General features: G+C 56.7%; 18 protein-coding genes and 1 pseudogene. 4 read left to right on the top strand and 15 right to left on the bottom strand.

Annotation, left to right across the window (positions count from 1 at the left end):
* Nucleotides 1-58 precede the first annotated feature (58 nt).
* From OHL11_RS16125 to OHL11_RS16140, 4 genes are all read right to left on the bottom strand, one after another.
* The gene (locus tag OHL11_RS16125; RefSeq protein ID WP_263372566.1) at nt 59-1,180 is read right to left on the bottom strand and encodes an FAD binding domain-containing protein; all 1,122 of its coding nucleotides are present in this window, start codon (nt 1,178-1,180) and stop codon (nt 59-61) included.
* Between the two features lie 2 nt (nt 1,181-1,182).
* A complete protein-coding gene (locus OHL11_RS16130) occupies nt 1,183-2,334 on the bottom strand; it encodes a cupin domain-containing protein (RefSeq protein WP_263372567.1) in 1,152 nt (383 codons plus the stop codon).
* A gap of 80 nt (nt 2,335-2,414) precedes the next feature.
* On the bottom strand, nt 2,415-2,966 hold the full coding sequence (locus tag OHL11_RS16135) for a Dps family protein (protein ID WP_263372568.1): 552 nt from the start codon (nt 2,964-2,966) through the stop codon (nt 2,415-2,417).
* Between the two features lie 99 nt (nt 2,967-3,065).
* Nucleotides 3,066-3,887 (bottom strand): alpha/beta fold hydrolase, encoded by an 822-nt coding sequence (locus tag OHL11_RS16140; RefSeq protein WP_263372569.1) that lies wholly within the window; start codon nt 3,885-3,887, stop codon nt 3,066-3,068.
* Nucleotides 3,888-4,139: 252 nt separating this feature from the next.
* Between OHL11_RS16140 and OHL11_RS16145 the strand changes: the two genes are divergently transcribed.
* Complete coding sequence (locus OHL11_RS16145; protein ID WP_263372585.1) at nt 4,140-5,780, top strand: FAD-dependent oxidoreductase; 1,641 nt, start codon at nt 4,140-4,142, stop codon at nt 5,778-5,780.
* Nucleotides 5,781-5,785: 5 nt separating this feature from the next.
* Here the strand turns inward: OHL11_RS16145 and OHL11_RS16150 are convergent, their stop codons facing one another.
* Complete coding sequence (locus tag OHL11_RS16150; RefSeq protein WP_263372570.1) at nt 5,786-6,424, bottom strand: response regulator; 639 nt, start codon at nt 6,422-6,424, stop codon at nt 5,786-5,788.
* 123 nt (nt 6,425-6,547) lie between these two features.
* Between OHL11_RS16150 and OHL11_RS16155 the strand changes: the two genes are divergently transcribed.
* The gene (locus OHL11_RS16155; protein WP_263372586.1) at nt 6,548-9,559 is read left to right on the top strand and encodes a sensor histidine kinase; all 3,012 of its coding nucleotides are present in this window, start codon (nt 6,548-6,550) and stop codon (nt 9,557-9,559) included.
* 190 nt (nt 9,560-9,749) lie between these two features.
* On the opposite strand, the gene OHL11_RS16160 is transcribed toward OHL11_RS16155, so the two are convergent.
* Nucleotides 9,750-10,127, bottom strand: coding sequence for a response regulator (locus OHL11_RS16160; RefSeq protein ID WP_263372571.1), 378 nt, complete (start codon nt 10,125-10,127; stop codon nt 9,750-9,752).
* Between the two features lie 129 nt (nt 10,128-10,256).
* Nucleotides 10,257-11,402 carry an NADH:flavin oxidoreductase/NADH oxidase gene (locus OHL11_RS16165; RefSeq protein WP_263372572.1) on the bottom strand — a complete coding sequence of 382 codons (1,146 nt, stop codon included), beginning with the start codon at nt 11,400-11,402 and terminating at the stop codon, nt 10,257-10,259.
* A gap of 218 nt (nt 11,403-11,620) precedes the next feature.
* Between OHL11_RS16165 and OHL11_RS16170 the strand changes: the two genes are divergently transcribed.
* Nucleotides 11,621-12,235, top strand: a complete 615-nt coding sequence (locus OHL11_RS16170) for a response regulator (RefSeq protein ID WP_263372573.1) — start codon at nt 11,621-11,623, stop codon at nt 12,233-12,235.
* A gap of 53 nt (nt 12,236-12,288) precedes the next feature.
* Here the strand turns inward: OHL11_RS16170 and OHL11_RS16175 are convergent, their stop codons facing one another.
* The 5 genes and pseudogenes from OHL11_RS16175 to OHL11_RS16190 all read right to left on the bottom strand — a co-directional run bounded on the left by OHL11_RS16175 (nt 12,289) and on the right by OHL11_RS16190 (nt 15,909).
* Nucleotides 12,289-12,954 carry a sensor histidine kinase gene (locus tag OHL11_RS16175; protein WP_263372574.1) on the bottom strand — a complete coding sequence of 222 codons (666 nt, stop codon included), beginning with the start codon at nt 12,952-12,954 and terminating at the stop codon, nt 12,289-12,291.
* Between the two features lie 162 nt (nt 12,955-13,116).
* A pseudogene (locus OHL11_RS17415) lies at nt 13,117-13,755 on the bottom strand (hypothetical protein); the annotation flags it as partial.
* Nucleotides 13,756-13,908: 153 nt separating this feature from the next.
* Complete coding sequence (locus OHL11_RS16180) at nt 13,909-14,253, bottom strand: UBP-type zinc finger domain-containing protein (protein ID WP_263372575.1); 345 nt, start codon at nt 14,251-14,253, stop codon at nt 13,909-13,911.
* Between the two features lie 118 nt (nt 14,254-14,371).
* Nucleotides 14,372-14,584, bottom strand: a complete 213-nt coding sequence (locus OHL11_RS16185; RefSeq protein ID WP_263372576.1) for a hypothetical protein — start codon at nt 14,582-14,584, stop codon at nt 14,372-14,374.
* Nucleotides 14,585-14,712: 128 nt separating this feature from the next.
* The gene (locus OHL11_RS16190) at nt 14,713-15,909 is read right to left on the bottom strand and encodes an alpha/beta hydrolase family protein (protein WP_263372577.1); all 1,197 of its coding nucleotides are present in this window, start codon (nt 15,907-15,909) and stop codon (nt 14,713-14,715) included.
* 372 nt (nt 15,910-16,281) lie between these two features.
* Between OHL11_RS16190 and OHL11_RS16195 the strand changes: the two genes are divergently transcribed.
* Nucleotides 16,282-17,490, top strand: coding sequence for an MFS transporter (locus OHL11_RS16195; RefSeq protein ID WP_263372578.1), 1,209 nt, complete (start codon nt 16,282-16,284; stop codon nt 17,488-17,490).
* Nucleotides 17,491-17,852: 362 nt separating this feature from the next.
* Here the strand turns inward: OHL11_RS16195 and OHL11_RS16200 are convergent, their stop codons facing one another.
* The 3 genes from OHL11_RS16200 to OHL11_RS16210 form a co-directional block, all read right to left on the bottom strand.
* Nucleotides 17,853-19,226, bottom strand: a complete 1,374-nt coding sequence (locus tag OHL11_RS16200; RefSeq protein ID WP_263372579.1) for a glycoside hydrolase family 28 protein — start codon at nt 19,224-19,226, stop codon at nt 17,853-17,855.
* 660 nt (nt 19,227-19,886) lie between these two features.
* Nucleotides 19,887-22,418: a TonB-dependent receptor gene (locus OHL11_RS16205; RefSeq protein WP_263372580.1), complete on the bottom strand. Its 2,532-nt coding sequence runs from the start codon at nt 22,416-22,418 to the stop codon at nt 19,887-19,889.
* A 299-nt stretch (nt 22,419-22,717) separates the two neighbouring features.
* A partial coding sequence (locus OHL11_RS16210; RefSeq protein WP_263372581.1) for a hypothetical protein occupies nt 22,718-23,064 on the bottom strand: 347 nt, incomplete at its 5' end.

Genomic DNA, 23,064 nt, shown 5'->3' on the forward strand with positions numbered 1-23,064 from the left:
ACGCGGAGCACGCGGCTCGTAGGTGAAGCTTGAGATCTGAAGACAGAATGCGGCTCGATCAGCAACCAGCAAAACTCGCACCAAGTCTTCGCCCGTAGCTGGCGATCAATGCTCCGACACGATTACGCTCCCTGGCATACGCCCTGAGTGCTTCATTCAGGTTGGGAGCTGCTACAAGCGCATCACGTAACATCATGGCATCACCAGCGGCTTTCGATACACCCATAGCAGTATGAGGACGAACCACGAACGCGGAATCTCCCAACAGCACCACGCGGTCCCGCACCAGCTCTGGGGCTTCGTAATCGAAGATCGCCTGCACGAACGGCGCTCGCTCCTTCGCGATCACCTCGGAGACTACGGTCGGTAGCAAGGCCGCAGCGCTTTCGGTCAAGTCCTTCAGCGTTGATGTGGAGAGGCCCAGAGGTGGCGCCGAATAGGAACGTCTCACTCCATGATCGGAGGTAAGAGCACGATCAAGCTGAGACTCATCCAAGGATCGATACCAGACCCAGTTGTAGCGACGTCTCCCTGCGACCGTACTGCCATCCGGTCCAGCCACGGTATACCCGAGAAACTGCATGCATGGAGCGTCATAGAAAGTGAAACGGTCCGAAAGGATTGCGGCACTTTGAGCGGGCAGCAATGCTTCAGAGGAGAGTCCCCTGAAGGCGGCATAACCAGCAAAACGTGGGGCGGTTCCCGGAGCGACATAGGCTCGCACCGTGGACCCAATGCCGTCGGCTCCCACCAGGAGATCCGCGGCGTCGTGCGAACCGTCTGAGAGACGCACCTCTACATGATGGTCATGCGATGCCACCTCGACGACGGTTTTTCCAGACTTGTACTCACCTTCGCTCAGCTGGCTTCGAAAGGCATTGAAAAGCAGGTCCCACGACATCTGAGCTTGTGGGACGGGCACCGTTCGGACGATCTCACCCGCTCGGTTCAAGAAGATACGCTCATGCGCGACAACCCCGGAGTTCAGTACGTCTTCCTGACCGATCTCTCGCAGGATGTCGCCGACTTCGATCTGCGGAACGAGCCCAGCGCCTTTACCCGACAGACCGCTTGAGGAGCGTTCATACACCACAATCTCCCAGCCGACGCGCGCGAGAAGGACTGCGGCGAAAAGACCACCTACGGAACCGCCTGCGACAATGGCTTTACCGGGCTTCATGCTCAGTCCTGTCCGGGTGCCAAGTCGGTCAACGCAAGCACGGCGAGACGCTCCTGCGGAGCCATTCGTATTTTCTCAACGGGAATCTTGAGATGCGCCTCTGCCATCCTATCCGGCATCCTGGCAATCCATTGGTTCAGCGAGATGTCCTCGAAGGAGGACGCCTTGAATAACTCCAGGAATACGATGTCTTCGTCTCCCGTGTTCTCAATGCAATGGCCTGACATGGTGGGAACGTATCCGACATCATTGGCGCGGAAGTCTACAGTCCTCGCAGTTGCGCCCGTCGCGACCACCGTCATCCGACCCTTCCCCTGCATCCAGTATTGCCACTCGCTCCCATTCGGATGCCAATGCATCTCCCGCATAGCGCCAGGTTTGATCCTCACCATAGCTGCCGCAATATTCTTCGATACGGGGAAATTTTTCGAGTCCACGACTCGCGCATCTCCAGAGTCATTCGAGAGCGTAGGTGCCATCGCAGCCATCTTGAACGTGTACTTGTTTACAGTCTCAAGATGCTTTCCGAGAAATTGACGATCATCCTCTAAAGACGAGGGCATGGGCGCGGGAAAAATATAGAGTTCCTTCGACGGGAGTTGATCATAGGTCTCGCGTGACCAGCTCGTGTTCTTTTCTACGAGTTCAGGAGAGGTATGAGCCAGGAACTCCGAAAGGAGGAAGGTGTCGTCTTCGGAAAAGTCTCCTTGATCGAAAACAAGGAGAAACTCGCAGCCGTCATCGCCCAATCCCTGAATGGAATGCGGCAGCCCTGCGGGGAAATACCAAAGGTCTCCCTCCTCAACGTCGTCGATGAACATCTTTCCATCCGCCTGCAGCAGCGAAACCCGAGCCTTGCCCGTCAGCATGATGGCCCACTCGTCAGCCTTATGCCAATGCAATTCGCGGAAGGAGCCTGAGGTCAACCGCATGTTCACTCCCGCCAGCTCTGTCGAAGAAGGCAGTTCGCGCTGCGTGACCTGATGGGTCCACCCGCCATCCTGAACGCGCTTAGGCGCCAGATCGAACGAGTACCAGAGAGGTCCAGGATTTCCGCGATCTGTAAACGGAGGATGGTTGCTGCTTGGATTTTCCTTGAGCAGTGGCCTGTTCTCGGGTCCTGGATCGCTTGCGTCACTCTTGTTGTTGCTCATCATCCATTCTCCTTAGCTGCAATGCAGAGCGCGTTCTCAGAGTAGCGGCCGAGCAGTATGCTCGACCGCCGCATTCACAGCTAGTCTCGCGTAGCCTCGAACAGAAACCAACTGCGTCTTTGAGACTGGTCGATCCAGTTTTCGAGCAAGCTCGCCGTAGCAACATCTCCCGCATCGTCGCAAAGAGCGTGTGTAGCACGCATGCTCAGGGTCAGAGCTTTGTCATCCTCGTGCAGTTCGGCGAGCATGTCCTTCGGTGTGACGTACTCGGCATCGTTATCTGCGAGGCGTTGCAGACGTGCAATGTGGCCGATCGAACGCAAGGTGGTTCCACCGATTTTGCGAACGCGTTCAGCGATATCATCGGTGATTGCATAGATCTGGTCGCCGTGGTCGTCGAGCAAGAGATGATAGTCGCGGAAGTGCGGGCCACTCATATGCCAATGGAAATTCTTCGTCTTCAGATACAGAACAAAGACATCGGCGAGCAGAGCGTTGAGGGCGCCTGCAATATCTCGTGCCGATTCGGAGTCGATGTCGGAGGGCGTCGCCAAGGGGGACTTCTGGCGCTGAATCAGTTCCTTCGTGGTGCTCATGGTCGTTCTCCTTCGTGCCTGCAGTTCGTTTTGCATCGGCGCACAGAACTTCTGTGCGCCGTAAGACTCATCGTGGGGAGTAGGTGCGTTTCCGCAGGAGACCGCTGACGCACTTCGCCTTCCTGCGGAAGGACCTTAGCCCTTAATGAAAGAGAGAATGTCTTTGCTGATGACGTCAGCATGAAGGATTGGCATGCCATGCGGATAGCCCGGATAAACCTTCAGCGTGGCACCCTTGACGATCTCTGCAGTCAGTTTGCCCGAATCGGCAAAAGGCACGATCTGATCGTCATCCCCTTGCAGCACGAGCATGGGGACATCCACCTTGGTCAGATCGTCGCCGAAATCCGTTTCAGAGAAAGCCTTGATGCAGTCGTAGTGGCCCTTGACGCCACCAACCATACCTTGCTGCCAGAACGTGTCGATGGTTCCCTGCGACATGGGAGTGCTTGAGCGATTGAAGCCGAAGAATGGTACCGCGAGGTCTTTGTAATACTGGGAGCGATTGCCGGCCACGCCGGCGCGTATCTGGTCGAACACTTCGATCGGGGTGCCCGCCGGGTTCTTCTCCGATTTCAACATCACCGGTGGCACCGCGCTCACCAACACGGTCTTCGCGACGCGTTTTGAGCCATGGCGTGCGATGTAACGCACCACCTCGCCGCCGCCGGTCGAATGGCCAACCATGATGGCGTCTCTCAAGTCGAGCGTCTCGAACAGCTCCGCCAGATCGTCAGCATAGGTGTCCATATTGTTGCCATCCCAGGTCTGCGACGAGCGCCCGTGGCTGCGGCGGTCGTGCGCGATTACGCGATAGCCTCTCTCGCCAAAGAAGAGCATCTGCGCGTCCCAGGCATCCGCATTCAACGGCCAGCCATGCGAGAAAACGATGGGCTGCCCCGCACCCCAATCCTTGTAGTACAGAGATGTCCCGTCTTTCAGCGTCAATGTGCTCATTGCGTGTTTGTCCTTTCGATGTACGTCCGGCGTGCATCGCATCCAAATCGGAAGGTCTACGGCATCCGCGGATCGCAATCTCATGCTTCCATCCAATGCCTTCGCCGTCTCGCCCCTATCGGAGAGTGTGAACCTCACTCCATTGGGTGAGGAAAGTCTGTCTCTAACGGGTGTGTCGCACGTGAGACTGTGTCGAGATACTGAGCTGAATAACGAGTGAGGTAGTTCGTGCAGCCAGCTAGCGTGACCCCGATGGACCCCAGCGATCCCTATGCTGTGCGTGAGTACGTCTTTCCGGTGCTGACCCCGGAGATGGTCGCGCGAAGCCTGCAGTACGGTGTGACTGAACGATACGCGGAGGGACAGTCCCTCTATCGTCGGGGCACTCGAGGCGTGGACTTCTTCATCGTTTTATCCGGCAGCATCGTGATTGTAGGCCCAGACGCGGGCGGCGAAGACAGCCAGGTCGTTCTCCATGGCCCACGAGAGTTCACCGGGGAACTGGATCTCTTCACAGAACGAGAAGCGCTCGTTACAGCGAGAGCCGCAACGGACGCGAAAGTGCTACACATCTCTCGCGTCCGTTTCCGCGAGTTCGTAACCAGCGAGACAGACATCGGCGACATCGTCATGCGCGCGGTCATCCTTCGACGCCTGGGTTTGATCCGTCATTCTCTCGGGGGCGTCGCTATCGTCGGACCGGGAAGATCTCTCGACACACTGCGTCTCGCACGGTTCCTTTCTCGCAATGGCTATCCGATCAAGCTGCTTGATACGGATCTCGACCCGGCGGCGGGCGGGCTCACGGATGCATTCAGCCTTTTGCCCGAAGAGATGCCCGTAGTCATCTGCGCGGGGACGGTGCTGCGCAATCCAAGCGTTGCAGAACTTGCCGACGCGTTGGGGATCGCAGAGGAGATTGACGAGAACTTTCTATATGACGTGGCTGTCGTGGGTGCAGGGCCGGCCGGTCTTGCAGCAGCTGTCTACGCGGCTTCGGAAGGATTGAGGACGCTCGTCATAGAAGGGAATGCCCCAGGCGGCCAAGCGGGCACCAGTTCACGCATCGAAAATTATCTTGGCTTCCCTTCTGGCATCTCGGGCATGGAGCTTGCGTCAAGAGCTCAGACCCAGGCACAAAAGTTCGGCGCCAAGCTCGCAATATCGAGGAATGTCACGGCGATCGAATGTACGCTCAGACCATTCCGTCTCACGCTCGAAGAGGGGCTTCAGGTACGTTCACGTGCGATTGTGATCGCAACGGGAGCAAGATACAGAAGGCTCGATGTTTCGAACTTCGATCGTTATGACATGGACGGGATCAACTATTCCGCCACGGCCCTCGAGGCACGCTTGTGCAATCAGGAAGAGGTGATCGTGGTGGGTGGCGGCAATTCGGCCGGACAGGCTGCAGTCTTCCTTGCTGGGTATGCGCAGCACGTTCATATGCTGATCCGCGGCCAAGAATTGGCTGCCACGATGTCCGAATACCTTGTAAGCCGCATCCTCTCCTCACGCCATATCACCCTGCACCCTCAGACCGAGATCATCGCCTTGCAAGGCAAGGAACGACTCGAAGGTGTGATTTGGCGGAATAACGCGACAGGGGTCGAGACCGAGTTGAAGACCAGAAACGTCTTTGTCATGATAGGCGCCGCCCCATGCACTGAATGGATTGCTGACTGCATCAAGCTGGACGACCACGGTTTCGTCAGAACCGGCGCAACGGTGGGAGACGAGCTCGATCCGTACACGACCTCTGTGCCCGGTATCTTTGCGGTTGGCGATGTGCGGTCAGGATCCATAAAGCGGGTAGCTTCGGGTGTCGGAGAAGGATCTGTGGTCGTCGCCTCCATCCATAACTACTTCAGACAAATCTCATCTGACCTGTGATGTGGCTACATGAGATCGAGGAAGCCGCGACGCATGGCGATAGTAACGGCGTGCGTACGATCGTTCGCATCGAGTTTAGAGAGGATGCTTTTCATGTGCGCCTTTACCGTGTCTTCGCTGATTTTCAGCTTCGACGCGACGATCTTGTTGGCGCTCCCCGTAGACACCTCCTGCAAGACCTCGAGTTCTCTCGCAGTCAAAACGTCGTCCGCGGCATATTCCGCCACGCCCGACGCGATCTCAGGGGGAATGTGACGGCGTCCGGCATGTACGACGCGAATGGCTTCGAGCATATGGAGCCGCAGCATGCTCTTCAACAGATAGCCGCATGCCCCTGCGCGCATAGCACGCGTCACCTGCACATCCCCGCTGTACGTCGTCAGCACGATCGTCCTTGCCACCGGATATCTCTTACGGATTGCGGCGATGACCTCCAACCCATTCATGTCGGGTAGCCGCAGGTCCACCAAGGTGATGTCCGGACGATGTAGCGCGAAAAGCTCGAGAGCTTCCTCGCCAGTGGCCGCTGAAGCCACAAGCTCCATGTCCTTCTGGGTTGCGATCATCGCACCTACCCCATCCCGGAAGACAGGATGGTCGTCGACCGTCATCAGTCGGATGATTCTTGCGCCGTCGTCATTCATGCTTCCCCGCACCGATAAGGATTTTCTGCGTCACTGTGCCAGAACTAAGGATAACGTGGACGTATCGGCTCCGAAGCGAAACGAGAGGTTGAGTCTGTGAACGACAAGACGAGACAATGCGGGATGGCCGCACGACAACCTGTGCGCGTTTTCCTATTCACCCTGATCTTCATCTGCCACGTATGGTGCTCTTTCGCATGGGCCACCGGCCCTCGGCTTACGCAACTGGCCCACAACGTCTGGCGGTCGAGAGATGGAGACATCCCAGCCGGTGTCACGGCTCTTGCACAGACCTCTGACGGATACATGTGGATTGGCACCGACTCCGGACTGCTTCGGTTTGATGGAGTTCACTTCACACCGTGGCAATCGACCGGAGGCGACTCGCTTGATCCGCGCGTCTTTTCACTCAACGCAGCGAAGTCTAATGTACTGTGGGTTGGCACCGGCAGCGGCCTCTATCAGGTCACGGGCGATATGGCGCGAAAGTTCCTCACCGGCCGGATCAACATGATCGCGAGAGATGGGGCGGATGACTTGTGGATCGCCCGCACAAGACAACGTGATCACGGCAGCGGATTCTGCCATATGCACTCCGGCGCGTGGAGCTGTCCGAGCATTCTGCCGGCGCGCGGCGCGGCAGTGGCCGTCGACGCAGAGGGCACTCCTTGGGTCGTTACAACTAGTGGGTCCGTAGTGCGCTCGACGGCTACTGGTGCCCTACCCTACACCGACACTAAGGCTGACGCGACACGCACACCCGAGGCGACCATAGTCGCCTCCGGCAACGATGGCTCTATCGTTTTGGGAATGGGTGAAAAGGAGCGGCGCCCCTTTCTGCGGCGCATCTCCAAGGGCCGTATATTCGACACGGTCTTACCGGATACGGACAACTCCACCATCATTCAAGCTCTTCACGTGGACGCAGCTCAATCGGTTTGGGTTGGAACCAGCAACAGGGGTTTGTTCCGCATCTCAGGCCAGATCGTGGAGCATTTCAGCGAGCGCGATGGACTTTCGAGTGATGAAGTGACGGATATCCTTTGCGATGTCGAAGGCACAATGTGGATCGCAACATCTGGAGGTCTGGATTCCTTCCACAAGCTCGCTGTTGAAACATGGTCTAAGCGCGAAGGTCTTACAGCGGATAGTGTCAGCTCCGTTTTTGTGGATTCGAAGAATAAGGTCTGGCTAGGCAATCAAGGGGGACTCGACATGATTGAGGATGGCGTCCCTCGCTCTCTACGAGCGGGAGCTGGACTCCCCGGCAAAGTTGTCGGTCCTCTACTCATGGACTCGCATCAGACGCTCTGGCTCGGTTTAGACTCAGGCCTTTGGAGGTATGCGTCGGGGCGTTTCACAGAAGTGCGTGGCACCGATCGTCAGCCACTTGGCATGGTCTACAGTCTGGCCGAAGATACGGATCACTCCGTTTGGGCCAGAGGGAGCGGACTTTTTCATCTGCGTGAGCGCGCTACACCGGAACACTGGAACGGGGGCGCGATCTCAGACGCCATGCTCATCAGTCGAGCTTCGGGAGGCGGTGTCTGGTTGACAAACACGAAGGGCGAACTTGTAAAAGTGTTCTCTGGAGCGCCTCCGACAACGCCAACGCAGAACGGGCCAGCGAAGATGCCTGTAAGCGTGAACGAGGCAGATGGCTATGTCTGGACAGCGAAAGGTGATGTGCTGGTCGCTTGGAAAGACGGCATATCGCGCGTTCTCACAAAGGCTAACGGCCTCAACGGCGGCCGTATTTTCGCCGCCGTGCGAGACGCGCAACAGAACGAATGGCTCATGACCGAAAGCGGATACGTGCGTATCAGTCACGACGACATCCTGCGTTGGTTGGCGACACCTTCAACCCATGTGAACACTTCGATTCTAGGACGACCCGATGGAGCTCAACCAGGCTTCGCCTCGTTTGATCACTCCGCAGTCCTCGCGCCAAATGGCGATCTTTGGTTCGCCACTGACCATGTGGCGCAAAGGATCGTCCCATCCGCAGTGGTCACCAATCTGCGACCGCCTCCCGTCCTCATCGAGCGCATCCAGGCAGACGATAAAACCTACCTTCCGTCAAATGAGCTTCGACTGCCTGCGCGGTCCCGCGATATCGCGATCGCCTATACCGCGACCAGCTTCGTCGATTCGAGAAGAGTGCGCTTTCGCTACAAACTGGAAGGATGGGATAAGGACTGGCAGGACGCGGACACACGGCGCGAGGCCTTCTATACGAACCTGCCACCCGGCCATTATGTCTTCCGCGTGATAGCCGCAAATAGTAGTGGTATCTGGAATAACGTCGGAGCGTCGACAGAGTTCAACGTACAGCCCACCTTTTATCAGAGGCGGAGCGTGCGGGTGCTTATGGCCCTTCTATCGTTGGGTCTCCTCTGGTTGTTTTATCGCCTGAGGCTTGCCAGCGTTCATCGGCGTGTCCGAGAAAAGGCCGAGACACGCATGGCGGAGCGTGAGCGTATCGCACGCGACCTCCACGACACCTTGTTACAGGGGACTCAAGGTCTGGTACTCCGATTTGCGGCGATAAGTCTGCAGATTCCGGAACATACTCCATTGCACACGACAGTGTTGGATGCACTAGCAGGATCGGAGCAACTGCTCAACGAGGGTCGCGAACGCATACACCAACTCAGGGCCACGCTGAAGAACTTCGAGGACTTCACTTTTTCTATTCAGTACACAATCCGGGATCTGGAACGTCGATATTCTCTGATCCCAGTCGATGTGAAGATTCTGGGAGATCCTCGCCCGATGAAGGTGGACCTCTACGAGCAGTTATTTCTGATAGCAAGAGAGTTGCTCACAAACGCATTCAAACATGCGCATGCCACGCAGATCGATTTGATGGTTGAGTTTCTCCCGGATGCTGTACATCTGACCGTCTCAGATGATGGCTCAACCATGGGCCAGGAAAAATCGGGTCGTGACGGCTTCGGGTTGCGAGGGGTCCAAGAAAGAGCCTCTTCGATACAAGCCACTTTCTCTATGGACTCTGATGGCAAGGGTACTCGTGCGACGCTCTTGATCCCAGTGAAACGCCGGGGACGTACGTGGAATGCGTTGGAACAGCTCGTTTCCAACGCCTGGAGATCTGAACAGGATGCTCTGTAGGGCTACCGCATTATCAACCGGCACTGGTTCCACTACCCCGTTGTTGCCCTGATGACAAACTGCGATGACTCGTCTCACTTTGTGTCAGTGCTCGAATCGCCCGGGAAAATGCCTTGGGCCGTCTAGCGAATCAAGTGCTTGTAGTCATGTCTCTCTGGTTGGAGAAAACCGTGTAAGAACACCGAAGGAATCAAATCTCAGTATCTCCTTCAGACAGGAACTCGCCTACGCACCGGACCAGCTCTACCGGATGCAGAGGCTTCTGGATCAACACCGTAGACGTGCGACTCCCCTTGATCTGGTGCCAATCTTGATAACAGCCTTCGAGGTCGGCGGAGAACAATATCACGGGACAGTCTGGAACACATCGACGCACGGCGGCTATCAGCTCCGTGCCGCGGAGATCGGGCATGTGATAGTCCGTGATCAGAAGCCTTGGCGCAGGATGTAAAGCGTCAAGTACAGCAGTCGCATTCCGGAACGCGCGAACGCTGTACCCTTCCGCCCGTAAAATCGCCGCCAACGTCTCCACGATGAGCACTTCGTCGTCAACGACAAAGATATCCATTTCATCTCCCTGAGACCTACTACTCATCGAGAGTGACATCAAGGCCTCGAGAGTACAGCGCCCAAAAGGGCTGCAACGGAGTAGTCATTTGAGGTGATGGGCATCTACACCGTGCATGAATCAGAGGTGCTATGCGTCCGTGCGGCCTTGATAGGGATGACGCTCTGGCTTCCTACCAGATGCCGCGCGCGCATATTGAACCGGCCACGCGATCTCGTGTCTGAGCGCCGCCGCCGCTTCAAGAGGCCAGTACGGATTCCGCAATAACTCCCGGGCCAGGAGCACCAGATCGGCCTGGCCCGAGCGAATGATGTGGTCCGCCTGCTCCGGAGTTGTAATCATGCCGACCGCTGCCGTGGGGATAGAGCACTCGCGACGAAGACGGTCCGCAAAAGCAGTTTGGTACCCGGGACCTACAGGAATAGTCGCCTTCGCCTGATTGCCACCGGAACTGACGTCCACAAGATCGATTCCCAGAGTACGCAAGATATGGGTCAAGCGGACGGTTTCATCCATCGTCCAACCGCACGCGTCGTGAAGAGTCTCGCCGCTGAACTCGAGCCAGTCGGTCGCCGAAAGACGTACGATCAGCGGCAGATGCGTCGGCCACACCTCGCGGATGACTTCGATGGTTTCCAAGAGAAAGCGGATGCGATTCTCGAAGCTGCCGCCATATTCGTCTGTACGCTTGTTGCTGCTGGAGGAGAGGAACTGGTGAAAGAGGTAGCCATGCGCAGCATGTAGCTCGATCAGATCGAAGCCAGCCTTGAATGCACGCTCCGTCGCGCGACGGAAGTCTTGCTTGATCCGTTGAATATCCGCCTGCTCAAGGGCAATGGGAGTACCGTAGTGCTCACTAAACGGTATCGCTGAGGGCGCAAGGATGTTTGACCAGCCTCCCTCGGCTTCACTGAGAACCGCGAGCTCTCTCCAGGGCGGCGCCATGCTGCTCTTTCTGCCGGCATGGGCGAGTTGAATACCGGCGGCCGCCCCATGCTCATGAATGACGGAAACGATGCGCCTGAGCCCAGCGATATGATCATCGGACCAGATGCCCAGATCCTGCGGGGAGATGCGTCCCTCTGGCGACACTGCGGTTGCCTCGGTGAGGACAAGGCCAGCGCCGCCGACGGCCCGTGTTCCCAGGTGGAGAAAATGCCAATCGTTCGTGAACCCGTCGACAGCCGAGTATTGGCACATAGGCGACACGACAACCCGGTTGGCGATTGTGACGTTGCGCAAAGAGTACGGAGCAAATAGATGGGCAGGATGCATGTCGTTTCTCCAAATTCCTCTTTCAACTTAGCGGAGGCCAAACCGGAATGCCTACCCACTTAGGGTAAGCAGGCGGGAAATCTTTCGCACGGCCCCCGCCACACTCACCCGATCGGGTACCGTCCAGACCGCTCGATGGTAGGGTGCGTCGCCGAGGATTCGCACCTACTGTTGTGTAGACACATCTTCATCTGAAGCCTGAGCGGAAGGACCTGGATATGCGAATTATGACCGTAGACGACCACGAAGTCTTTCGAGATGGTGTGGCCGCGATGATTGAAACGCAGGAAGACATGCAGCTCGTGGCAGAGGCCGCCAGTGGATTCGAAGCGGTTGATCTCTTCCGTCGATGCAAACCAGACATCACACTCATGGATCTACGCCTGCCTGATATAAGCGGTCTCGAGGCAATCGTACGCATACGAGAGGCTTGCCCCACAGCAAAAACGATCGTGCTCACCACCTATAAGGGCGATGTCCAGGCGCTGAAGGCGCTCAAGGCAGGCGCCTATGCCTATCTTCTTAAGAGTATGTTGAGGCTTTACATGCTCGATACTATCCGCACCGTACACGCGGGCCATAGACGCATACCGCCAGAGATTGCCTCAGAAATGGCCGAATACGCTGCTGACGATGCACTTTCGGCGCGAGAGGTCGAGGTTCTGATGGCGGTGTCTACGGGAAATGCGAACAAGGTGATAGCAGGTAGATTGCATATCAGCGAGGACACCGTAAAGGCGCATATGAAAAATATTCTCTCGAAACTGGGCGCGAAGGACCGCACCCATGCTGTCACCATTGCTATGCGACGTGGTTTTCTAGATCCGCTTTGAACGAAACATGCCTGACCATCTCATCTACCACCTTCTTCGAAAGAGGTGCAGAGTCAGAGCTTCGTAAAACAGCGTGAGATCCCTCGGAGAAAATTCCGCCAGCTGCGAGGTATACACGAGACATCCAAACCGGACGATCGCTTGATAGTGAGTGACACGATCGTACCGTCGCCGGGCTGATCGTCAATTCGCACTGCGCCATTGAGCTCGAGGGCGTCCATCACCTCGATCTGAAAAAAATCCTCTTCCTTCTCACGGAGGTCACTACGCGATCGACAGCTTTCAGCATCATCATGAATGCTGAGTATCAGATGGTTTCTCTCAAAAAGTATCTCTACTGCGATGCGTGTCACTCCGACGCGTCTGCTAGCTCGGCGAATCGCCTCCATGCCGAAGAAGGCGATCTCGGAGGCATCTGAATCGAAGGTCGCCTGGGGCTCCCCGATGATGGCAACAGTAAAGAGCACGCATGATTCCGTGGAGAAGCTGTTCCAGAAATCCTGCAGGAGGAACGGAAGACATTCAATCCTGGCAGGTGGAGATTGACGTACCTCGATCATATCCCGCACCTGTCCTAATGATGTGTTGGCACGATGCAGCGCTTGATCGAAGGACTCTCTGCGCGGGTCGGCTGGATCAAGCTGCAGGGTCTCGCTCTCCAGCTTCAGGATGAGCCCCTGGGCTCCCTGAAGGAGAGTATCTTCAATTTCTCTTCCCACACGAGTCCTTTGCCGGACGCGTTCTTCGACGCGGGTTCGCAAGAGGGAGTTCCACTCCCTACATTGCATCAGCCACAGTCGCCAAGCGAAGAAGATGACAGAGAGCCCGAACGCAATGAGAACCCAGACGCGCCTCCACCACGGAGCACGGACATACACCCTGACCGTTGCGGAATCTGTTCCCCACCTTCTTGAGATGTCCGCTTCCTGCAGATGGAAAATATAAGAGCCTCCGGGTACACGGGAGTAGCTGATACCCGTTTGATCCGAGGCCGCGTCTCTCCATCCCGGCTCCAGTCCCTCAAGCCGATAGCGGATGCCGGTAACGGTGGCTCCCTGGAGCCGCGATGATCGAAACCCTATGCGGAAAACGTCCCCTTCGGCTAAATGCAACGAAAGCACACTCGACGAAGCCTGATCTACTGACCGCTCGCGTTCAAAGTGTGCTGGCCGGCCGTTGACTGTAATCCCTGTTAGAAGCTCCGTGCGAGATTTGCCTGCGGTTGTAATCGGAATCTGCGCGTGGAGCATGTTGGGAGATAACAAAAGCAACAGGCTCAAGTAGAAAAAGCCCCTGCAAATCGCGTAACGTCCAGCTAGATCACAATGACGATCAGCGGAAATGCTTCGCCGGAGTGTTTTGGAGAAAATCGTAAATCTTACCTGTAAGGAAGCAACTGTTGGCGCGCTAGAGGAGCCCGTTGGCAGGACCATGCGGACAGTATGCCCCGAGCCCCGTCTGCCCTGCGCCCCCATGCTTGAGTAGATGACGGCCACCCTTTCGGGTAGACGGTTCGTCATCGCGAAAATACTTTTCAGGCCTCGAATGGGTAGGTTCTCGAAGCCCCATGAAGTCGTCAAACCTCAAGTAATTTCGACAATGGCATGGCCTACATCCAACGCAAACCGCAACGGCAACCGACACGTCGAGCACATCGCCGATTTCGTTGCGTTCTAGTCCTGATTGAGTAGGTCCATCCAGTCGGAAGGAACAGCGCCTTCCGGGCCAGGAACGCTCTGCGCCAGAGGATGGTTATGGGGCGAAGCGAGTAGCGGTCCATTCACGGCAGAACCCTTCGTGAAGTCCCAAAACCAGTCTTCATCTGGTTCGAAGCTCTGGATAATCGGATGGCCGGTCTGATGAAAGTGCTGAGTCGCATGTCGCTCCGGTGAAGTATCGCAACAACCTATATGTCCACACTCTGCACATCTACGCAGGTGAAACCACCAAGTGCCGTTCTTCAAGCACTCCACACAACCTGTTCCACTCGGCTTCACCTCGACGTTGATACCCTTCATATGCCCTCCATAGTCGTGGAGACTCTATTCTTCTCCTGCAGGACACCATCGCACCTCCCTCCGTAGGGACTCTGTCGACTCACTCTTTCGAGTGATACTCCACACGCGCACGGCTTCCCTATCTATCCTCGCTATGGAGGCGCTCCTTCTCTCTCCTCAATTGCAAGTCCAGGTCATCCGCATCAGACCGCGTACGCGACAGCCGGCTCACATCCTGATACCCGTCGTGCGGCCCATTCTCGATGGCCTCCTGTTCGCGTTCGAGCTCCCGCAGGCGCTCTTCGTCCCTGATGATCGCGTCTCTCTCAATCCGCAATCGTTCTTCGTTCATCGCACTCTCCTCATCCACCCTTGCTCGAATGCCCTGGAGATGACAGGCCAGATCGCAGGACATTGCGACCTGGCCCTGATACAGATTGTCGATAAGCTCTCGGAGTAACGAGGCTTATCGAACAAGCGTTATTTCAACGTCTCTGACAGCCAGTCAAAGATTGTCTGATGCGTCAGGCGCATCGCTCCCATATGGCAGTGTTCGCCAGCGCCGTCAATGTTTCGCATAATGACGTGCTTGTGCGGCGCCTTCAGTTCCGACGCCAGCTTGCCCGCTTGCCCCTTGAAGACGAGGTCATTCTCGCCCTCGAGCAACAGGACAGGAGATGTGATCTTGTGCATGTCCTTCACGGCCAATGTGAACTGCTCGCTCATACGGATGTACTCCGGCTCGGTCTTCGTACCGTAGACCCACGTGCCATTCTGGAGCGCCCAACGGGCATAAGTGTCATGCTCCTTGATCCACTCGAGCACAGGAATGGCTTCCTCATCACGGCCGCTCTTGATCCACTCAACCAGATATTCCGGCAGAGGAGGATATGTTGCGAAGAAACTCGTAACGCCGTCATCACACACGACCGCAGCGGGACGATGATCGTAGGCAGCTGTGCGCGTGATCAGATAGCCTCCCATGCTGTATCCAAAGAGCACCAGCTTGGAAGCATCGATCTCCGGGCGCGTCTCGGCATAGTCCATCACAGGTCCCAGCACAGCCTCCCAGTCAGGACGATACGGCACCTTCTTTTCGCGAATCATACGACCTGTGCCAGGGCCGTCATAGAGAATCACATTGAAGCCGCGACGAAGGGCCGCGGCGCCGATCACGAAGTATCCCTCCTCTGTCGTTGAGTCAAACCCGTTCGTGTAAATGAGCGTCGGACGAGGCGTTCCGCTATCGTCCACCAGCAGCAGGTAGCCGGGGAGCGTGTCATCGCCATACGGGATCGAGATCTCCTCGAACGGACCTTCCAACAACTTGCCTGCTTTCAAAAAGGTCTCGCGCGAGAGATTGAACAGCTCCGCGACATGAGGGTCATTCACAGGGTCCTTGCGCCGGTAAAACTCCGCACTGCGGTAGTAGGACGAAGCGCGAAAAAAAGCCTCACGCGCACTGATCTTGTCTCCGTGCTTGAACGAATGCTCCGCACGCTCATGAACGCGATCGGCAGTCGCCTTCCATTCGCGCATCCACGCTTCTTCATCTCCCTCGGGGATAGCCGCGGTGGTGAGCAACACTTCACTGATGTCGGCGCCATTGTCGACGGCAAACCCGGCTGCCCGCAATGCTTCGAACTTAAACGAGGTGTCTTTGAAAATGAATTCCATGACTTACTCTCCTTGGTCTGCGAATGATGAACGTTGTTTTGCAGCGAAACCAGGACAGGTCCATCACAAGTCACCTGCATAGCTAAGCCACCTCGCCATTCTGGAGCGCCCGTGCGCGTCTCGATACGCTGCATCGAGCGAAAATACCCTTACTCCTTTGGGTAGCCTGTGCGCAGGACTCTTCTCTGCTTGCGCAAGCAAGCTGTAATGTGCCCAAAGCATCACGGTGGATATGCGGCGCATACCCTTTCGAGTGAGGCGGTCCCCGTCTTCGCTCACTACAATCGACGACGAATCGGAAACCGAAACGCTGCGGAGAAGTCGGTGCAGTTCAGCGGTCGAGCGAAACAGATTCGAGAAAGCGGTGAAGCAATGCCTGACGAGATCATCACAAATGCCCCTGGTCTTTCTCGCGAAGCCCTGCTGCGAGTCTTGTCCTCCGCGGCATTCCTCGTTTTCTTCCAGTCCTATCTGATTGCGCCACTCGTCCCCACCCTCGCAGCTGAATTTCATGCTCCTGTTGACGTGGTCGGCTTACTGGTTCCCGCCTATTTGCTGCCGTATGGCCTTTCAACGTTGTTCTACGGACCGCTTTCCGACCGGCTTGGTCGCAAGCCGGTGGTACTCTGCCTTCTTGCAATCACTGTCGTGACCACCGCGGGGGTTGGGACAGCCCATTCGATTCATGCGCTTCTTTTATGGAGAGTGCTCGGCGGCTTAGCGACCGGCGGGGTCATCCCCATTGGCCTCGCGCTGCTGGGGGATATCTTTCCTTACCGTGAACGTGGGCGGCCTATTGGATGGATGTTCGGTGCCATGGCAGGCGGTATGGCCTTCGGGTCAACGCTGGGTGCCCTGCTCAATCCACTCATAGGATGGCGGGCGGAGTTCTTCATCACCGCACTGCTTGCCATGATTACGCTCGCTTTCGCTTATCGGTTCCGAGGCTCAATGGAGAGCCCCGCCTCTCCACACAGACTTCATCCGGCCGAGATCGCGAAAGGTTATTTCGAGCTATTTCGAAATCCTCGCGCGGCAAGAGGATACGCTTTCATTTTCTTCAACGGACTCTTCCACTCAGGCATCTTCTCCTGGCTCGGACTGTATTTCTATCAGCGCTATCGGCTGGGAGACGTGGGCATAGGGTTGGCGCTGATTGGGTATGGACTTCCTGGGATGCTGCTTGGACCTATGATCGGAAAGCTTGCGGACCGTATAGGACGCAGACGGCTCATTCCCGCTGGAATTCTAGTCGCGGCTGCCTGCTCGGCCCTACTCATCCCCAAGTTCCCTGTCCTCGTCGCTGCGCTCGCCATCACAGTTTTGTCCCTCGGATATGACATGAGCCACCCATTGTTGGCAGGCATCATTACTTCCGTGAATCCAAATCGACGTGGCCTCGCCATGGGGATGAACGCCTTCGTACTCTTCTCGGGCTTCGGCTCGGGGACTCTTCTCTTTAGCGTACTGATGAAACACGGAATGAACGTCGCTCTACTCGCGTTCACCTGCTTTGAGGCGCTGATAGGTGTAGCGGCTGTTCGCCTCTTCAGTGAGGAAAAATCGACAGAAGCACGTTAGCTCTCCGACAGATCGCCGAGGATTCAGTGGCCGCAAATTCTCGTCCTGTAAGAGCCATTGGTGATGCGTCTCGGGATCAAGAAACGTGTCCCTTGGCACACCTTCCGACGGGCCTACTTACGTAGTGGCAAGCCAACCAGAAAGCGTGAAGCTCGTGCAAAAACTGCTCCGGCATGGATCGACCAAGGTGACCATAGACGTGTGATGATGTGGCCCTCCTACCTCAGGGCGCAGATCATAACCAAGCCGTAACGGAGCAAGATGGTGTCAATCATCAAAGACTTCTATCAAACGAGAATCTGTTCGATAGAAGTCTCATGAAGAGGCACTGGGGATCTACATGCCCTGCGTAATCGATGAACTCACTTGGGGCCGCCCGTAAATTTCACATTGATCATCGTTCGCTCAGGACCATAGTTGCGACCACGCGCCTCTCGCATATCGATCCGGCAATCGCTCTCCTGATAGTCGATGACGTTCTCCGCGTGAATGCCTGAGATTACCGATGGAATCGGTTTGGGAAAATCGTCCGCAGGACGACGATCGTAATAGCCCCCTGCCCACTCGCTTGTTTTCCTGATCTTGATCACAACATCTTCCAAAGAAATGCCCTGGAGCGGAGCACGACGATCAGCGTAAAAGTAGACTCCTGATTCCCCGTTGCAGATGATGCCACGGAACTTGATGTCGCGCGTAATGCCCAAAGAAGACTGGTCCTTGTGACGCGGCAGATGCGTGATAACAATCGGCTCAGCAGCACCCCATCGAGAGTATTCAAAGTAGTGCGTATCGATCACGAGATCCGAGAAGATCACGTCCTCAAATACCGCACCATCGCGGTTCTGAATACCCACACCGCAGTTCGAGTCGCGAATAATACAGCCTTCCACGACGACATTACGGATGTCCTCTGGACCAGCGGAACCGAGCTTGATGGCTGTGGAAGAGGAGGTAATGCGGCAGCCGCGAACGAGGATATCTTCACAGGGTCCCCATCCCTTGAAGGGAGCGGTCGTCTTGATGCAGACACCGTCATCACCCGTCACGATGTCGCAGTCGAGCACACGCACGTTGCGGCAGTGGTCAATGTCGATCGCGTCATTATTTGGAATGCTCGTGTTGTTCGCAATCTTGAGCTGCTTGATCACCGCGCCGACGCAGCCCAACAAGTGCAGCGTCCAGGTCGGAGAGCGTTCGATGGTGAAGGATTCAAGATGCACATTGGTGCAGCGAACAAAAAAGATCACGCGCGGACGACCGGTGATCACGCCGGGTGCATCCGTGTGCGGCTCCGCATCATAAGGTCCCATACCTGTAGGACCCGCAATCCATTCTCCATTCGCGTCTTTCTTGAGGAAGGCATCTTCATTGCCGTCGATCCGGCCAGAGCCCGTAATGGAGATAGAGTCAGCACCCTCGGCGAAGAGTAATGCGCCAGTAGAAACGAACTTGCTGCGATCTGCGATCGCACGAAGTACGGTGCGACGCCCCAAATGAAGCGTCACACCCGTTTTCAAAATGATCGTTCCGCACACATAGGTCCGGTCGTCATCCAGAGTCAGCACGCCTCCACCACTCTTGGCGAGGGCATCAATGGCGCGCTGCAACGCCGGAGCGTCATCGGTCGAACCGTCCCCTGCAGCGCCAAAAATATGCGGTGACAAAGCACGGAGTTTCGGGGTGAAACCTGCAACAAGAGGGAGCGATACGACGAAAGCGCGACGAGAAACGAACATAGAAGTAGCCTACCTCTGCTCTATTACCTGAGAGCTCTAGTTTGTCATTGCAACCCACAGAATGCCTATACCTACAGACGCTCATCCGATCACGACTGCTATCGAGCAGTAGCACAGACTGCGGTGTGGCCGCGCCCGGGTTCTTGAGATACAGCGAAAACGCTGCGCTCTAACGAGCTTGCTCGCGCGGCATCACGCCAACTTGTTGGGGTTTGCCGTCAGAGAGCCATCTCACGCCGTCCATTGTCTCCGGTGGCGTGGTCATATTCCACGCCGATCCGTGACGCCCAGGCCACCTTCGGCAGTACCTAAGCGACTTTGACCAAGCCTGCCTGTGCCGAGATCGACTGCGACGCGTAAGTGCCACGCTGGATGGCAAACAGCCCAGTCAGATCGAGGCGTTTAAACACTCTCCCAGATCGCGAGGTCTAGCATGATGATGCAGATCTCGCAGCTCATTCCCGGACGGATGGCATCACAGCCAAGCTAAAGCTGGTCAACTTCCACTGACGATCTTTATAGGCACCATTTGCACGCTGTCGATTCGAGGGCGCTGGTCGCAACAAGAAAATGAAAGTAGTCCTCTTGGAGATCGATTTGGCTGTGCAAGTAGTCTCGGCAGTCAATATAAGGAGGTGGAAGATGCTCACGTTCGGTGGATCAGAACTGGTAACGGAGGCTGAACTGGAGCTGTCGGGCGGGCAGCGCTGTAGTGGCCTGCTTGTAGAGTGGTGAGCGGACATTGCCGATGAAGTTGCTGAAGTTCGCGTGGTTGAGAACGTTGAACCCCGAGACGCCGAGATTGAGGATCTTTGCTTGCTCGCCCTTCCTGTGGTCGAGGTGGAAGTCATGGTCCCATAGCAGATCAAGCGTTGTGGTCCCTGACCCTTGCAGCGTATTGCGGGCAACGCCTGACGGGCGTGCATTTCCAAGTCCCGTGTCGTAGAGGTCTGTGCCTGCAAGTTCTGTATAAGGAGTACCAGAGTAGACGGCGGCAGCCAAGCCCAGGCTTAGCCAGTGGCCTGGATAGATACTGGCGAGCAGATTGAATCGATGACGGCGGTCAAGGTCAGCTCGGCCCCACTCGTCGTTCGGGGCGTACTGGTTCTGGGGATACCAGTTGAGACCGCCGGTGTTGTTTTCCGAATGGCTGAAGGTGTACTGCGCCTGCCCTTGAAACCAGATACCCACTTTACCGTGCAGTCCCAGATCGAGTGCATTGAGGCGGCTGCGTCCGCCGGCCTCCACCTGCTGCACGAAGCCGACGGATGTGTCGGGGCGCATGGTGGTGTAGGGAGGTAGCGGAGCATTTGCATCGCGCGAGCGAAACACATCGATGCCCGTGATGCCGCGATACGTAGCGCTGGCGGTCAAGCCTGACCCTAATTGCCGCTCCACGGTCCCAGAGTACTGAACCTGATAGGCAGCACGCATGCCTGGCTGTTCCCGCACGATGCTGGTGGGCAGTTGGCTGAGATTGGTACCCGCCGGGAGCGCGTTGGGGTAGCTGGGGTCGAGAATCTGGTACTGCCGCAGCACTGTCCCGTTGTGGAGCTTGAACGTGACAAGAAAGTCGCCGCCGGTGCGGTCGTAAAAGATGCCACTGCCCGCGCGAAGCACCCACTTCTTTGCAGGTGCGTACGCAAGTGAGACGCGTGGCGCGAAGTTACCGGTACTCGTGAGATAGGTCTGCCACTGATAGCGCAGACCGACCGTCACCTGCAGGTTCCCGCGTAGGCTGATTTCGTCCTGCACGAATGTTCCGATCTCCGTCGCAAAGTAAGTTGCGCGGCCTGCGCCCTGCTGCACAGTGAAGCTGTAAGGCTTCGCCGCGGCGTAGTCACTGAGGGAATTGAAGGCAAAGATACCCAGGCGATTCGAATGATCGTCCACGGCACGCCGGCTGATCTGCGGTACATTGACTCCGAAGCGGACGTAGTGCTTCCGATGCGTCCAAGCCACAACGTCGATCAGACCGATGGTGTTTTCCGTGCGGTATGTGTCACCCTGTGCGCCGCCGCCTGTGAATGCCTCCTGCACCTGGATGGATTGCGCGTTGGTGATGCTCTTCTCGCTGTCTGTTTCTCGCTCTAGCAGCAGTTGAACCTGCTGCACGAGATTGGGAGTGACGATCACGCGATCGTTGAAGACGATCTGATCCTGGCGGTTTGCGGAGTTCAGGCCTGCCTCGGGGAGGACGACGCCACCTACCAGGTAGCCATCGATGGTGTTGTAGCGGAAGTTATAGCTCACTGCCACGCGATGCGCGTCGGAGAAGTCATGCGATACGCGACCAGTGATCTGGTTGGAACGGCTGGGCGTAGGCGAGTTCTCTGCAACGAGCCCCCGCGGACCGACCGCATGTATGGCGGTCTGAAGGTCATCCTCCTGCCGGGTTCCGGTGAGCAGGATGGTGCTATGGCCTCCATGGCCCACGGGACCGGTGAAGTGACCTTCGTAGATGCGGCGCTGCTCGGGCGGCCTCACAGGAGCGAAATAGTTTGTTGCGTTGAACACTGCGTCGCGCGCAATGAAGTTGAAGGTGCCGTGATACTGAGGAGAGCCGGGCTTTGTTGTGATCTCAAGGCGGCCACGTCCGGGACTGGCGAACTCAGCCGAGTAGGGATCGCTGTTGATGCGGACTTCTGCGATCGCCGACGGGGAGACATTCACACCATTGACCATCTCCATGCCGTCGACAATGATGCTCGTTCCGCTGCTGCTCGTAGCCGCCGGGTCAAGGAACGGCGTGAGCGCGCCGACAATGTTCTGGTCGAAGACCGGCAGATGATCGAGTGCGCTGGACTGGACCGCGACGCTGTCGTGGTTTGCCGAGGCTTCGGTAGACAGAGGTCTGCCGGCATCCACGTTGACCGTCTGCGTGACCGTCTCCGGCACAAGCACGAGCCTGAGTGCGGAAATGTTGTTTTTGATTTCGAGCGAACGCGTCTGAGCCGCGAGACCATTGGCCGCTGGTACTGACACGACATAGCTGCCAGGAATGATGCTGCCGAGGCTAAACTCCCCGTTGGCTGCGGAAGTTGCTTGAGCACGCACCTGACCATCTGAAGAGCTGAGTTCGAGCGACACGCCGACAACTGGCGCGCCGCTGGGGTCGACGAGGATGCCCCGCAAAGGGACGGCCTGCTGAGCCTGAACCGCAGTCGCCGCAATGGCGAGACTGGCTGCCACTCTCAGGAAATTCAAGAAAGCCATCGCTTGATCGTAGCGGCCTCCCCTTAAAGTACGCTGAAGGCAGGTGCGGTCTCCAATCGCGTCATGAGGAGAAGAACGGTGGCGAAGCAGCCAATGGCGGAAGTGATCCGCGTAGGCGTTCTCAATTGGCGATAACAGGCCAATGCGCTCGTTGACCGCTCTCGATGAGCGCATTGGCAATTTTGCACTCGTCGAGATTTCCCGCTTGGAACTGGTGACGAGAAGCGCGTTGCTCATTCCTCGTCTGACACCATGAGACAGCTAAATCGCGGCCCTTATCTTCCACCGTTGTCTTCTACCTTGGGAGTGATAACCCCACCCGCTCTGTAAATGACGTCAAGGTAGTAGCTTCCGGCTTCTGAACGCAGATAGTCGCTTTGGGCGATCCACTCGTTTACCTTTTCGGGATTGTCCACCGCTTGCCGCAATCGAGACGCAATCAGCTCAAAATTGCTTGGGTCTTGAGCCCATGCACACACGGTGGTGGTCTGACCGATATTTTGTACCAGTTGGATTGTTAGTGTAGCGCAGTGATCTCCAAGTTCGGATCGATGCAGGATGCGGCAGGTGGAGGAGGCGTGAGCGAAGCGAACGGCTCCTCCGCCTGCCGAGAGGCTGATGC

This window comes from Granulicella cerasi (assembly GCF_025685575.1).
Lineage (GTDB): Bacteria > Acidobacteriota > Terriglobia > Terriglobales > Acidobacteriaceae > Granulicella > Granulicella cerasi.

Bases quoted from the DNA above. Each gene is read 5' to 3' on its own strand.
- OHL11_RS16160 (WP_263372571.1), bottom strand. From the start codon at position 10,127: ATGGATATCTTTGTCGTTGACGACGAAGTGCTCATCGTGGAGACGTTG.
- OHL11_RS16165 (WP_263372572.1), bottom strand. From the start codon at position 11,402: ATGCATCCTGCCCATCTATTTGCTCCGTACTCTTTGCGCAACGTCACA.
- OHL11_RS16200 (WP_263372579.1), bottom strand. From the start codon at position 19,226: ATGTTCGTTTCTCGTCGCGCTTTCGTCGTATCGCTCCCTCTTGTTGCA.
- OHL11_RS16180 (WP_263372575.1), bottom strand. From the start codon at position 14,253: ATGAAGGGTATCAACGTCGAGGTGAAGCCGAGTGGAACAGGTTGTGTG.
- OHL11_RS16195 (WP_263372578.1), top strand. From the start codon at position 16,282: ATGCCTGACGAGATCATCACAAATGCCCCTGGTCTTTCTCGCGAAGCC.
- OHL11_RS16145 (WP_263372585.1), top strand. From the start codon at position 4,140: ATGGACCCCAGCGATCCCTATGCTGTGCGTGAGTACGTCTTTCCGGTG.
- OHL11_RS16140 (WP_263372569.1), bottom strand. From the start codon at position 3,887: ATGAGCACATTGACGCTGAAAGACGGGACATCTCTGTACTACAAGGAT.
- OHL11_RS16150 (WP_263372570.1), bottom strand. From the start codon at position 6,424: ATGAATGACGACGGCGCAAGAATCATCCGACTGATGACGGTCGACGAC.
- OHL11_RS16190 (WP_263372577.1), bottom strand. From the start codon at position 15,909: ATGGAATTCATTTTCAAAGACACCTCGTTTAAGTTCGAAGCATTGCGG.
- OHL11_RS16125 (WP_263372566.1), bottom strand. From the start codon at position 1,180: ATGAAGCCCGGTAAAGCCATTGTCGCAGGCGGTTCCGTAGGTGGTCTT.
- OHL11_RS16155 (WP_263372586.1), top strand. From the start codon at position 6,548: ATGGCCGCACGACAACCTGTGCGCGTTTTCCTATTCACCCTGATCTTC.
- OHL11_RS16135 (WP_263372568.1), bottom strand. From the start codon at position 2,966: ATGCAAAACGAACTGCAGGCACGAAGGAGAACGACCATGAGCACCACG.
- OHL11_RS16170 (WP_263372573.1), top strand. From the start codon at position 11,621: ATGCGAATTATGACCGTAGACGACCACGAAGTCTTTCGAGATGGTGTG.
- OHL11_RS16185 (WP_263372576.1), bottom strand. From the start codon at position 14,584: ATGAACGAAGAACGATTGCGGATTGAGAGAGACGCGATCATCAGGGAC.
- OHL11_RS16130 (WP_263372567.1), bottom strand. From the start codon at position 2,334: ATGAGCAACAACAAGAGTGACGCAAGCGATCCAGGACCCGAGAACAGG.